This window comes from Streptomyces sp. BHT-5-2, from assembly GCF_019774615.1.
Taxonomy (GTDB): domain Bacteria; phylum Actinomycetota; class Actinomycetes; order Streptomycetales; family Streptomycetaceae; genus Streptomyces.
Window position 1 is genome coordinate 261,346 of the sequence record NZ_CP081496.1, and the last position, 12,798, is coordinate 274,143.

Below are 12,798 nucleotides of genomic sequence, written 5' to 3' on the forward strand. Positions count from 1 at the left end.
CGCAACGGTGCCCGGGGCCGACCCCGGTTCAGGAAAGGGGCGGGTCCGGGGCACATCGCCTCGGCGCCCCCACCCCGTCAGGCCCCGGCCCCGCTCAGACCGGCGTGACCGTGAGCCCCGACAGCCCCGTCGCCCCCGCCACACGCCCCACCCGCACGGCAACCGACCCATACGGCGTGCTCAACCGCAGCCACCCCCCGGCAGCCAACAGCGCCAGCTCCGGCGCCGACTCCGACGCCCCGGCCACACCACCCGGACCGGTAGCACCGGCCACACCGACCGCTCCCGGCACCCCGGCCCCGGCCGGCACCGCCCCCCGCAGAAAACCGAGCGCCTGCGCCGCATGCACCACCCGCAACGGCAACTCCGTGTCGCCCAGCGTCCGCGACCAGATCTCCCGGCCGATCCGGTCCCGCTCGTTCCGGGTCCGCCGCTGCGGCGGCAACGCCTCGTCCCGGGCACGGAACTCGGCGACCGCGGCGGCCACCGCACGCCGCAACGCATCCGGGGACGGCAACCCCGGCACCCGCGTCCAGCCGCCCCGCGGCGGCAGCACCCCGGCCCACGGCGGCCCGGTGACCGCGGCGGGCACGGCGACGCTCCCCGCCGCCTCCTCGATGCCCTCAAGAAGCTCCCCCGCGGAAACGGTCACATCGAGGCCCGGACCACCGACGCGCCCCGGACCGGCACCACCGTCGGCACCGGCACCACCGTCGACGCCGGTGCCGTCCCCCACCAACCGCGCCGTCCGAATCGCCAGCACCTCGAAGGACGGCGGGCGGCCGAAGACGGCCAGCACCCCGCCGCCCGTCTGAAGCCGTACCGCCGCCCCGCGGTCGTAGTGGATCAGCCGGGCGAGGAAGGCCGCGAGGTCCGCTGCCTCCCCGGCGTCGGCCAGCCGCAGCACCGTCATCCCGTGCCGGCCCCTTCCTGATGCGCGGCGTCGTCCAGATAGTCCTTGAGGATCACCTTCTCCTCCGCCATGAGGCGGCGCGGCCGCCCCGCGGCGAAGTCGAACGGCACCACCACGGTCTTGGCCCGCAGGCAGACCGCGTCCCCGTCCTTGACCTCGAACCCCACCGTCACCGAAGCCGCCCTGATCTCCGTCACCCACACCTCGACGGTCACCGGCTCGGGCCGGTACACCAGCTGCCGCAGGTAGTCGACCTCGTGCCGGGCGACGACCGAGCCGCCCGTGAACGACGGGCTGCCGCCCCCCGGCGCCAGCCGGCGCATGAAGTCGATCCGCGCCTCTTCGAGGTAGCGGACGAACACCACGTTGTTGACATGGCCGTTGGCGTCCATGTCCGACCAGCGCAGGGGGCAGGAGTAGAGGTGGCGCACGGTGTCAGCCCCGGGTGAGCTTCTTGTACGTCGCACGGTGCGGGCGGGCCGCGTCCGCGCCCAGCCGCTCGATCTTGTTCTTCTCGTACGACTCGAAGTTGCCCTCGAACCAGAACCACTTGGAGTTGCCCTCGTACGCCAGGATGTGCGTGGCGACGCGGTCGAGGAACCAGCGGTCGTGGGAGACGACCACGGCGCAGCCGGGGAAGTCCAGCAGCGCGTTCTCCAGGGAGGACAGCGTCTCGACGTCGAGGTCGTTGGTCGGCTCGTCGAGGAGCAGGAGGTTGCCGCCCTGCTTGAGGGTGAGCGCGAGGTTGAGGCGGTTGCGCTCACCGCCGGAGAGCACCCCGGCCGGCTTCTGCTGGTCCGGGCCCTTGAAGCCGAACGCGGAGACGTAGGCGCGCGAGGGCATCTCGACCTGGCCGACGTTGATGTAGTCGAGCTCGTCGGAGACCACGGCCCACAGGGTCTTCTTGGGGTCGATGTTCTCGCGGCTCTGGTCGACGTAGGAGATCTTGACGGTCTCGCCGACCTTGATGTCGCCGGAGTCCGGGGTCTCCAGGCCCTGGATCATCTTGAACAGCGTGGTCTTGCCGGCGCCGTTCGGGCCGATGACGCCGACGATGCCGTTGCGCGGCAGCGTGAAGCTGAGGTCGTCGATGAGGATCTTCTCGCCGAACGCCTTGCTGAGGTTGTTGACCTCGACGACGACGTTGCCCAGACGGGGGCCCGGCGGGATCTGGATCTCCTCGAAGTCCAGCTTCCGCATCTTGTCCGCCTCGGCGGCCATCTCCTCGTAACGCGCCAGACGGGCCTTGGACTTGGCCTGCCGCCCCTTGGCGTTGGAGCGGACCCACTCCAGCTCTTCCTTCAGGCGCTTGGCGCGCTTGGCGTCCTTCTGGCCCTCGACCTTCAGACGCGTCTGCTTGGTCTCCAGGTACGTGGAGTAGTTGCCCTCGTAGCCGATCGCGCGGCCGCGGTCCAGCTCCAGGATCCAGCCGGCGACGTTGTCGAGGAAGTACCGGTCGTGGGTGACGGCGACGACGGTGCCGGGGTACTTCGCCAGGTGCTGCTCCAGCCACTGCACCGACTCGGCGTCGAGGTGGTTGGTGGGCTCGTCGAGGAGCAGCAGGTCGGGGGCCTCCAGCAGCAGCTTGCACAGCGCCACGCGGCGGCGCTCACCACCGGAGAGGTTGGTGACCGGCCAGTCGCCGGGCGGGCAGCCCAGGGCGTCCATGGCCTGCTCCAGCTGGGTGTCCAGGTCCCACGCGTTCGCGTGGTCCAGGTCCTCCTGGAGCTTGCCCATCTCCTCCATCAGCGCGTCGGAGTAGTCGGTCGCCATCAGCTCGGCGACCTCGTTGAAGCGCTTGAGCTTGTCCATGATCTCGCGGGCGCCGTCCTGGACGTTCTCCAGGACCGTCTTGGACTCGTCCAGCGGCGGCTCCTGGAGGAGCATGCCGACGGTGTAGCCCGGCGAGAGGAACGCATCGCCGTTGGACGGCTGCTCAAGACCGGCCATGATCTTCAGCACCGTGGACTTACCGGCGCCGTTGGGACCCACGACACCGATCTTCGCGCCCGGCAGGAAGCTCAGCGTCACGTCATCGAGGATGACCTTGTCGCCGTGCGCCTTGCGCGTCTTGCGCATCGTGTAGATGTACTCAGCCAAGAGAAACCGTCCGGCAGTTTGGATCTATCAGGTGGTCTGTGCGGCTCCGCCGCCTGGGCCATGGTGCGGCGTGGCCGCGCGAGGGCAGATACACCCCATCTTGCCGTACGTCCATCCCCGGACGGAAACGGGTTCCGGAGGACGGACGGCGAAGGCCCCGGAGCGGACAGTGCGCTCCGGGGCCTTCGACTTGTGCGTCCGGTGACCGTGCGGTCACGGTGTGCCGACGGCACGCTCACCGGTGGTCACGAGGACCGCCTGCGGCCGGGACGGCCGGCTCGCCTGCTCAGGCGGACTGCCCGGTCTTCTTCTTGCGCAGGAAGAACACCGCTCCACCGCCGACCAGGACGAGGACGACCGCGATGCCCGCGATCACCGGGGTGGCGCTGCTGGAACCGGTCTCGGCGAGGTCGGTGCCGTGACCGCCGGTGCTGCCGCCGGTGGTGCCGCCGGCCGAGGCCGGGCTCGGGTGCGGCGAGGGCCGGCCGCCGTTGCCGGCGGTCTTGCAGTCCAGGACGCCGGAGAAGGTCTTCTTGAAGCCACCGGCACCGGTGATCGTGATCTGGTACGACTGGTCCTCGCCGACCGGGACGGTCACGGTCTTGGACGCACCCGGGGCGACCTCGTAGTCCTTGCCGGACAGCTGGAAGCGGAACGCCTCATCGCCCTTGTTGCTCGCGGTGACGTCCACGCCGCCCTTGGCGCAGTCCTTCTCCGCGGTGATCGCCGGGATCGCGCCCTGCTTCTTCCACGAGGCCGTGGCGGCCGCGGAGACCGTGGACTCGCTGGAGCCGGCCAGGATCTGGGTCTGGCTCTTGGCGTGCACGCCGATGCCGGTGAAGGCACGGCCGACCGGGACCTTGGTCGCGGCCTGGACGCTCAGCGAGGTGGTGCCGTCGGCGGCCCCCTTGGGGACGTCGAAGAACAGCTGGCTGCCGTCCCGGGCGCTGGTGACCGGCTTGCCGTCCTTGCCCACGACCTTCACGCCACCCGGCGCGTCCGCCGCCGGGGAGACGGTGACGCTGTCGGCGTTGGTGTGCACGGTGACCGGGCCGATCTTGCCGCCGGACTTACCGGAGACCGCGGGCGGGTCGAGGGTCAGCGACGCCTTGGGCTCGGAGACGCTCTGCGCGCTCTTCGCCAGGTAGTCGGCGAGCTTCTCGGCGGCCGGGTCGACCGCGTCCACCTTGACGTGGTCGGAGAAGCGCCAGATCGCGACCTGGGTGCCCGCCGCGGCGGTCTTCTCGCTCAGCTGCCCGGCACCGGCCTTGGAGGAGAGCGCGGCCAGGTCGTTCACCTGCGGGTAGGAGTTCTGCAGGATCCAGCGGATCTTGCCGGCGTCCGCGTTGTCGTGCAGCGACGAGGCGCTCCACGGCACTTCCTGGTAACGGGCCTGCTGCTGCGTCGGGTTGTGGATGTCGATGCAGTACGTCTGGAGCGTGCCGCCGTTGTCCACCGACATCTCGAAGAGGCCGGCGCCGACGCGCTGGTCCCCTCCGTCACCGTGCACCACGGCCTGGTCGAAGGTCTTCAGCCCGCCGAGGGTCGCGGTGGCGCCCCCGTGCGATGCGGCCGGGTCATCCGCCACGGCGGTCCCCGCGGTGGCTATCGTGCCCGCCGCGATGAGGCCGGAGGCCACGACCGCGGCGGCAAGGCGGGCTGCGCCCCGCCCCTTCATCGAAAGCATGATTTCCCCTCTGGGCGAGGCAGTCGGCTGGAGTGGTCGCCTCACCGGAAAGATCCCAAGAACTCAACGGCCGAACTGGTCAGCCTGGTCAGCCCCCGTGAGTACTCGTCGGATCTTATGGAGCGGGCGCATCAGGGTCCCCGGTAATGGCGTCCCATAAGCGATCCGAATCGCAATCGTTACCGAATACACGCAGGGTGTGCCGACATTATCGACAAATCTCTGGACGTTTTCAGGGCACAGATACCTTCTGGGGCGAATTGCCGGTACGGGCCATTCTCTCCGCCGGAACACCCGCCGACCGTTCGGGCCCGCCCGCCAATACCACGGTCGTACCCGATTCAACTTCCTTCAACGTCGCCAGTTCCCCGCCCACTTCCCCCGCCGGCCGACTTCCCTCCGCCGCTTTCCGCGCCTTCGACACCCGGCGGAACGCCGAGGTGCCGCGCGCGAGATCGTGACCGATCGCCATGGCGTCGACCTCCGCCGCGAACCAGCGCTGCCCACCCTTCTCCGGCGGCTGCTCCCCCTCCCGCAGGCGCAACCTCCCCTGGACGACCAGCGGTTCCCCGACCGCCACCGAGGCCGCGACGTTGTCCGCGAGCGCCCGCCAGCACCGCACGGTGTAGAAACTCGTCTCCCCGTCGGTCCAGCACTCCCGCGCCCGGTCCCACCGCCGCGAGGTCGCCGCCATACGGAACCGCGCCGCCGACACCCCCGCCGCGGTCTCCCGGTGCTCCACCGCCGTGGCCACGTTCCCCACCAGCGTCACCATCGTGTCGTTCATGAATGCCTCTCCCCCGTCCCCTCTTTATGACGTCGCTTCAGCACGCCATCACGTCCATGCCGCCACGTTCCTGCCGCCACATTCATGTCGGCACGTCCGCATCTCCACGTTCACGTCTTCCGTGGCGCTTCGCCTCTTCGACGCCTTCGATATTCCGGCGCCCCGACCCCGCTTCCTCTCCGGTGATTCTTTGTCAGCGCGCGACTTCGGTGCGTGACTTCCCGCACGCGACTTCCGCCCCCATCCCCACGCCCTCTCGGTCGAGCTTTTATGGAGTCAACCGCCTTGCCACACATGACTGTTGACGCGTATCGCTTCACGCGGCATTACGTCGGGCCCTTCCGTGCCGCCGCGCTTCGCGGAACCCATCGTGCACGGACACGGCGCCGGCCGTGGCGGGCTGTGGACAAACGGTCGCCGGTGGAACAGCCGCCTGTGGAAAACTCCGTCACCCGGACGAGGGGACGGACGGCGTTCCATCCGCCGCCCGTCCCCTCTCTTCTCACTCCCCTCCCCCTCTGCCCTCTGCCCTCTTCCCTTCCTCCGGCCGCCCGTCCTCCGCGCCTCGCGGCTCACACTCCCGACGCCACCGCGTACCGCTCCCGCACCTCGCGGTACCGCAGCAGTTCGGCGGCCAACGGCTCCAGCACCCGCGCCCGGCCGCATCCCGCCGCCGCTCCCCTCAGCCTGCGCTCGGCCTCCTGCCCGTAGCGCCGGGCCGGGCCCCGGGCCACCATCCCGCACAACCAGGTCAGCACCGGGCCACCCACCGAACCCACGACCACCGGCAGCACCCCGGAGAACCACTCCGTCGCATCCGTCACCCCGGTCACGGCGCCCAGCAGCCACAACACGCCGACCACCTGAAGGACGAACAGCAGCCCCTGCACCGCGGCCGCCACCGTCCACCACCGCGGTTTCGCGTCCGGCCCGTGCCGCAGCGCCTCCTCGGCCTCGGCCGCCACCGTGTCCAGCGCCTCCGGCAGCCCCTCGGCGCCCCGCCCCGCCGCCTCCCGCACCGCCTGCGCCCAGGGCATCGGCAGCCCCAGCGCGGCCTGGCCCGCCACGGTCCGGACCGCCTGCTCCACCACCGGCCGCGCGGCCGCCCGCCCGTCCTCGCCCCGCACGGATCCGAGGGCCACCACGCGTACGGGCACGGCCCCGGCGGCCGCGCCCCCGGAACGGGTACGCCGGGAACGCGCACGCCCGGAACGAGCGCGCTCAGAGCGAACGCTTCCGGATCCGGTCGGCTCGGCATCCGCGGCCTCGGCCCCGTTCCCGGCCCCGGATCCCGTCCGCGGTGCGGCGATCCGGACCGCCGCCGCGCCATGGCCGCCTCCGCCGGTCATCGCCGTCGCACCCCGCCGCCGCGCCCGACGCGCCTTCCGCCGGGACCGCAGCCGCGACCACGGCGAGCCGCACGCCCGCGCGGCGTGCCGCAGCCAGTCCCGTTCCGCGGCCCGCCCGATGGCCGCCGCCCCCACCGCCTCGGCGAGCCGGTCGTCGAACTCCTCCCGGGCCCGTTCGGTCAGGCCCACCCGGCCGTCCGCGACATACGCCGTCCGCAGGCGCTCCGCCGCGGTGTCCACGTCCGCCGTCAGCCTGCGGTCCGCCGCACCCCGTTCCGCCACGAACTGGCCCAGCGCCTCCCGCAGTTCCGCCACCCCCTCGCCGGTCGCCGCGGAGAGGGCCAGGACCGTCGCCCCCGGTTCCCCGTGCTCGCCCAGCGCCAGCCCGTCCTCGTCCAGCAGCCGGCGCAGGTCGTCCACCACCTGGTCGGCGGCGTCGCCGGGCAGCCGGTCCACCTGGTTGAGCACCACGAACGTGACCTCGGCGTAGCCCGCCAGCGGCCTCAGATAGCGCTCGTGAAGCACCGCATCCGCGTACTTCTCCGGGTCGACCACCCAGATGACCGCGTCCACCAGCTTCAGCAGCCGGTCGACCTGTTCGCGGTTCGCAACGGCCGACGAGTCGTGGTCGGGCAGATCGAGCAGGACCAGTCCGGCCAGTTCGGGGCTGCCCTGCGCGGGGGTGTGGCGGCGGTGCACCGGGACCCCGAGTCGGCGCAGCAGCCCCTCCGCGCCCGGCCGGCCGCCCGACCAGACGCAGGCCACCGGTTCGCCGGTCGTGGGGCGGCGCGCCCCGGCCTCCGAACGGGGCGCCCCGGCAAGGGCGTTGAACAGCGAGGACTTCCCGCTGCCGGTCGCGCCCGCGAGGGCGACGACGGTGTGCTCCCCGGAGAGCCGGTACCGTTCGTCGGCCGCCTCCAGCACGTGCCCGGCCTCGTCCAGCACCGCCCCGTCCAGCCGGCTCCGGGACAGCGCGATCAGCTCCCGCAACGCCTCCAACCGGGGACGCAGCCCCACCTCCGCGGCCCGCCGCGCCTCACCGGGCACCCACTTGTACCCGGGCCCACCCACCATTTCGTCCTCGACACCTTCGACCGCCCCGGCAACCGCTCCCCCACCCCCCGTCCCACGAGCCACTCGCCCACGGGCAGCATCCCTGCCCGCCCCAGCGGCACCGCCCACCGAACCAGCCCCAGCCCCACCACTCCCAACAGCGGCCCCAACGCTCTCCGCACCGACGGACGCACCGGCCTCGGCCATGGTCAAGGCCATCAGCACGGCATCCACCTCGTCGACGTCTCCCGCCGCCGGCGCCTCGTCCTCCCGCAGCCCGCTGTCCCGTTCACACCTCTCCCGTGCGTCATCCGTCCGCTCCCCGCTGCGCACCCGCCGCGCGATCACCCCGTCGTCCCAGGCTCCTTCGACCCGCACCACCCCCTCCCCGCCCTCATCGGTCCCCGTCTCCGTCCGTCGCCGCTCGGACTCCGTCACCCGGTCACTGCCTCTCTCCCGCACCGATCCGCCGCCGCGCGCCCACGCGCCCGTTCCGTCTCCCACTCCGTCACCGGCCGTCGCCGGCGCTGCTCCCGCTGCACCACGGACAGCGCGGCGATCAGTTCCGCCTGCTGGTCCGGCGGCACCGTCAGCCGGTCCAACGGGGCCAGCCGGCGCTCCCGTTCACCGTCCAGGGCGCACTGCAGGTACTTGGTCAGCAGCCGGGTGCCCTGGTCACACAGCCGCAGCGCGCTCTGCGCCCCCAACAGGTCGGCGAGGTTCTCCCCGGCCGTACGGGCCCGGCGCCCGCCGAGCAGCGCGGTGGCCAGCAGGGCCGCCGGTTCCTCCACGTCCACCGGGTCGGCCCGTTCACCGGCCTGGCCGCCGCGCGTCTCCCGGGCCTCCTCCTCGGCGAGTTCCTCCAGACAGCGCCGCCAGCGCCGGACGATCACGCCGATCCGGCCGGCGGCGCCCGCGGCCCCGTCCGCCGCGCTCGCCGCCACCTCGGCCGCCGCCGGGTCCCGCCGCCAGGCGCCCACGGCCCGCTCGTCGGCCTCCTCGACGGCGCAGACCAGCAACGCGGTGAGCCCGCGGGTGAGCGCGTCCAGCAGTTCGTCGGGACGGCCGCCGAGGCCGTGCGCGTACCAGTGGGCGCGGGCGTCGCCGGCCAGCACCTCGCCCGCCGCGACCTCGCGCCGCACCCGCGTCGCGGCCTCCTCGTACGCCTCCTCGACCCGGCCGGCCAGCCGCAGCGCCGCGGCATGCTGTGCGGCGGCGGCGCCGGCCAGCGAGGGCATCCGGCTGCGGAGCGAGGCGATCACGCCGGTGGCCGTCCGGTCCGCTGCGGCACTACGGGCGGCGGGGTCCTGGGCGTGCCGCTCCAGCCAGTCGCGCAGGCCGGCGACGGCGGTGGCGGGCAGCAGTCCGCGGCCCCCGCCGGCGGACTCGGGCAGCTCGGGGATGGTGAATCGGGGTACGTGGCCGAGGCCGGCCCGGTGCAGGAGCTCCGCGTACCGCCCCGAGATCTCGGCGGCGATCGGGTGCGGCACCCGGTCCAGGACGGTGACCAGCGTGACGTCGTACTCCTTGGCGGTGCGCAGCAGGTGCCAGGGCACCGCGTCCGCGTACCGGGCGGCGGTGGTGACCAGCAACCAGACGTCGGCCGCGCAGATCAGCTCGGCGGCCAGTTCGCGGTTGCCGGCCACCAGGGAGTCGATGTCGGGGGCGTCGAGCAGCGCCAGCCCGCTGGGCAGCGCGGGGTCCGTCTCGATCCGCACGGTCGGCACCCCGGGCTCGTCCACCGGGCCGCGCCCACCACCACCGTGGCCGTTCTCACCACCGTCGTCCCGCTCGCCGTCGTCGCCGCCGTCCTGCTCCGGCACCCACACCCGGGCGAGGCCCGGCAGCACCCGTTGCCCGGCGAACCAGCGGTGGTCGTCGGGGTGGCACACCAGTACCGGTGTACGCGTCGTGGGCCGCAGCACCCCCGCCTCGGAGACCCGCCGCCCCACCAGCGAATTGACCAGGGTGGACTTGCCGGCCCCCGTCGATCCGCCGACGACCGCGAGAAGAGGGGCCTTAGGAGCGCACAGGCGGGGCATCACATAGTCGTCGAGCTGGGAGAGCAGCTCGGCCCGGTCCCGCCGGGCGCGGGCGGCGCCCCCGAGCGGCAGGGGAAATCGCGCGGCATCGACGCGGTCACGCAGTACGGACAGTGCGTCGATCAGCCGGGGTCCTACATCCAAGGTCACCACATGTGAAGAATGCCCAATTTCGTTAGGTTTTTGAAGCGTATAGACCCTTGTGTGCGCCACAGGGATCTCCACGGAACGACATAGGTGACATTTTGGATTTTCGTAATATCCGAGACTCAGGCATAACGAGTGCACAACACCCGCCGCACGAGGCGCCAAAAGCCGTGCAGGATTCGTACCTGCCTGCGATTATCGGGATCGCTTCACCGAACCTCCACAACGTGCCACGGAGGTGAAGCAACCGGGACGAGGCACCCGGGCCTCTATCCTGGTCCGCGGTCCGTGATCCACACCCACCACCGGCCCCCGTAGCTCAGTGGATAGAGCAGGCGCCTTCTAAGCGCTTGGCCGCAGGTTCGAGTCCTGCCGGGGGCGCCACACAGATGGGAACAGTCGCCCCATCTCCATGTCCCGCCCGCAGCGCCTCCGCGGCGACGCGGGCGGTGCTGTTGATCATGTCGCTGGTGAGCACCACACGGCATCGGGCGCTGTTGGCGCGCTTGTCGTAGTGCATCTGGAGCCGGAAGGCTTCGAACATCCTCCGCCGCATGAGGTCGGGGAGTGTGGCGATCTCGCAGCGGCCGGCGGGCAGGGCATCAACGAGCGCTGGATCTTGTCGGGCAGGGGTTTGCCGCTGGAGTTTTTCGGTCTCTGCCTTTTTGGCGGCGATCTGCTGGTCGAGTTCGGCGACGCGCAGCTGTACGCCTTGGATGAATGCCGGATCGAGTCCGTCCGCGATCTCAAGGGCGTGGAACTGTCGGTCGCGGCGGCGGGCGAGGTCGGCTTCGGCGTCGCGCAGTGCCTTCTCCCGCTCGGCGTGGCGTCGCCACTCGTTCTCGTCGGTTTCGGGGAGCGCGGCGGCCAGCAGCTCGCGGCGATCGGGGCCGAAGATGCGTTGGGCGAAGAAGTCGTTGAGGACGTCCATGAGGTGTGTCTCGCGGATCCACAGACTCTTCGGGTGGCCTTCGGGCACGTAACCGGGCTTCGGCGCGCACGCGTAGAAGCTGAGGTCTCGGCGGTTCTTGCCGAACATGCGCCGTCCGCAGAGGGAGCAGAAGAGGAACGATCGCAGGGGGTATGTGCGGCGGGCCTGGGGGTGGGCCGTATTGGGGCCGGGGCCGGAGCGAGAGCGCTCGCGTTGTTCGGGCACGGCCTGCGCGTGTACGAAGGTCTCCAGGGAGACGAGCGGAGGGTGGGTGGGCTGCGGGGACCAGACCCAGTCCTCGATCGGGTTGTACTTGCCTCCGCGGGTCTTGCGGGCGCGGCGATTCCACACCATGTGACCGGTGTACTTGGGGTTGGTCAGGACGTCGCGGACGTTCGACGCGGTCCAGCGGCCGACGGCTTTCGCCGGATCGGGCGGAATTGGCGGCGGGTTGAGGTCCAGAGCTTCGTTGAGCCGGTCGGCGATCGCCCTGCGGCTGAGCCTCTCGGTGACGCGCCAGTCGAAGATCTTGCGGACGACGGGGGCAGAGATGGGGTCGGGGAGCAGGCGGGTCTTGGTCTTGCCTTCGCTTCGGCGGGCTGGGACGGGATGTGGAATGCGGTCGGCGAGATAGCCGTAGGGTGGCTTGCCGATGTTGTAGCCCTGGATGGTGTGTTCCTCGAAGCCTCCCCATGCTTTCTCCAGCATCTCCAGGACGTACCACTCGGCTACGCCCTGCTTGACGCGGCGGGTGAGGACCTGGGTGGCCTTCTTGGTGCGCGATCCGGTGAAATTGATGGGTTCGTCGGAGGCCAAGAGGGGAACGCCTGCGGCTTCGAGGCGGTGCTCGATGAGTGTGCCGAAGTACGTGCGGCGGGCGACACGTTCGATGGACTCGCAGATGACCGCGTCGAAATGCCGCTCGGGGCCCTCTGCCAGAGCCAGCAGGTCCTGGATTCCGCCGTCGCGGGGTACTGGGATGTCGAAGCGTTCGTGGCCACGGCCGTGACCACGAGCGGCCAGGTCCTTACGGCCGGATTCGACGTCGTAGTAGAAGCCGACGATGACGATGCCTTGCGGCAGGACGCTCTGGCACGAGCGCACCTGCCGCGGCAACGAGATCGTGGGGTCCTGCTTGTCCTCGGTCGAAGTGCGGCCGAGGAAGACCAGACGGGTCAGCCCGGCGGAGCTGCCCTGCCCGGGTCCCGGTCCGCGGCGGGATCGGCCACTTGGCGCGACAGCAGCGAGGAGTCTGCCGGGGTGCGCATCCGCTGCTGCACGATCCATGTCATGACCTCCACCATGACCTGTCTTTGGAGGCGACGCAGTGCCTCGGCCTCCTCGCCGTTGGCGAGTTCCACCTCGAACACCACGTCCGGCGCCGTCGTTTTACGGAACCGGTCCGGACGGTAGCTCTGGTGTGGTGAAGAGCGGATCACCCTGTCGACGGGAACCGGAGCCACGTCGTCGACGTGGCGGTTCCGGTGTTCTTGGTTCGGAGGTTCGTCGTCGGGAGATGTCATGGCCGCTCCCGTTGCGTCAGGCAGTGGTGAGGAGGAGTCTGTCCGGGAACCGGCCCCTTGATGGCTCGCGCGGCTTGGTGTGGTGGGGCGCTGTGCCAGTCGCTTGCCGGTGCGTCCCCGAGGTTGCGGGTACAGAGCCGGGTGGAAACCGGGGCACCGTGGCGGTCGTTCTCGGTTTGCCGCGCGGCGTGGCCGCTATGGCCGGCCCGTACGCCGAAGTACGAGCCGGCGGCGCTGGAGCGCGGTGGCTTACTTCGCAGGCCGGC

The 12,798-nt window shown here is 71.4% G+C and carries 7 protein-coding genes, 1 tRNA gene and 1 pseudogene; 1 reads left to right on the forward strand and 8 read right to left on the reverse strand.

The window, feature by feature from the left end:
- Positions 1–94: 94 nt before the first annotated feature.
- The 7 genes from K2224_RS01155 to K2224_RS01185 form a co-directional block, all read right to left on the reverse strand.
- The gene (locus K2224_RS01155; protein ID WP_221904757.1) at positions 95–913 is read right to left on the reverse strand and encodes a hypothetical protein; all 819 of its coding nucleotides are present in this window, start codon (positions 911–913) and stop codon (positions 95–97) included.
- Entirely contained in the window at positions 910–1,344 is a 435-nt protein-coding gene (locus tag K2224_RS01160) for a thioesterase family protein (protein WP_221904759.1), read from the reverse strand. Before K2224_RS01160 ends, K2224_RS01155 begins: the two co-directional genes overlap by 4 nt.
- Positions 1,345–1,348: 4 nt before the next feature.
- Entirely contained in the window at positions 1,349–3,013 is a 1,665-nt protein-coding gene (gene ettA, locus K2224_RS01165; RefSeq protein WP_221904761.1) for an energy-dependent translational throttle protein EttA, read from the reverse strand.
- Between the two features lie 286 nt (positions 3,014–3,299).
- A complete protein-coding gene (locus tag K2224_RS01170) occupies positions 3,300–4,691 on the reverse strand; it encodes an LAETG motif-containing sortase-dependent surface protein (protein ID WP_221909359.1) in 1,392 nt (463 codons plus the stop codon).
- 241 nt (positions 4,692–4,932) lie between these two features.
- The gene (locus tag K2224_RS01175; protein WP_221904762.1) at positions 4,933–5,487 is read right to left on the reverse strand and encodes a single-stranded DNA-binding protein; all 555 of its coding nucleotides are present in this window, start codon (positions 5,485–5,487) and stop codon (positions 4,933–4,935) included.
- 572 nt (positions 5,488–6,059) lie between these two features.
- The gene (locus K2224_RS01180; RefSeq protein WP_260692270.1) at positions 6,060–7,910 is read right to left on the reverse strand and encodes a YfjP family GTPase; all 1,851 of its coding nucleotides are present in this window, start codon (positions 7,908–7,910) and stop codon (positions 6,060–6,062) included.
- A 413-nt stretch (positions 7,911–8,323) separates the two neighbouring features.
- Positions 8,324–10,075: a dynamin family protein gene (locus K2224_RS01185; protein WP_260692271.1), complete on the reverse strand. Its 1,752-nt coding sequence runs from the start codon at positions 10,073–10,075 to the stop codon at positions 8,324–8,326.
- Between the two features lie 311 nt (positions 10,076–10,386).
- Between K2224_RS01185 and K2224_RS01190 the strand changes: the two genes are divergently transcribed.
- Positions 10,387–10,462: transfer RNA gene (locus K2224_RS01190), tRNA-Arg, on the forward strand.
- Positions 10,463–11,282: 820 nt separating this feature from the next.
- Here the strand turns inward: K2224_RS01190 and K2224_RS41560 are convergent.
- Positions 11,283–12,296: pseudogene (locus K2224_RS41560) on the reverse strand (recombinase family protein); the annotation flags it as partial.
- Positions 12,297–12,798 lie beyond the last annotated feature (502 nt).

Excerpts from the sequence above, each read along its gene's own strand:
- K2224_RS01155 (WP_221904757.1), bottom strand. The coding sequence starts at position 913 with ATGACGGTGCTGCGGCTGGCCGACGCCGGGGAGGCAGCGGACCTCGCG.
- K2224_RS01170 (WP_221909359.1), bottom strand. The coding sequence starts at position 4,691 with ATGAAGGGGCGGGGCGCAGCCCGCCTTGCCGCCGCGGTCGTGGCCTCC.
- K2224_RS01175 (WP_221904762.1), bottom strand. The coding sequence starts at position 5,487 with ATGAACGACACGATGGTGACGCTGGTGGGGAACGTGGCCACGGCGGTG.
- K2224_RS01180 (WP_260692270.1), bottom strand. The coding sequence starts at position 7,910 with ATGGTGGGTGGGCCCGGGTACAAGTGGGTGCCCGGTGAGGCGCGGCGG.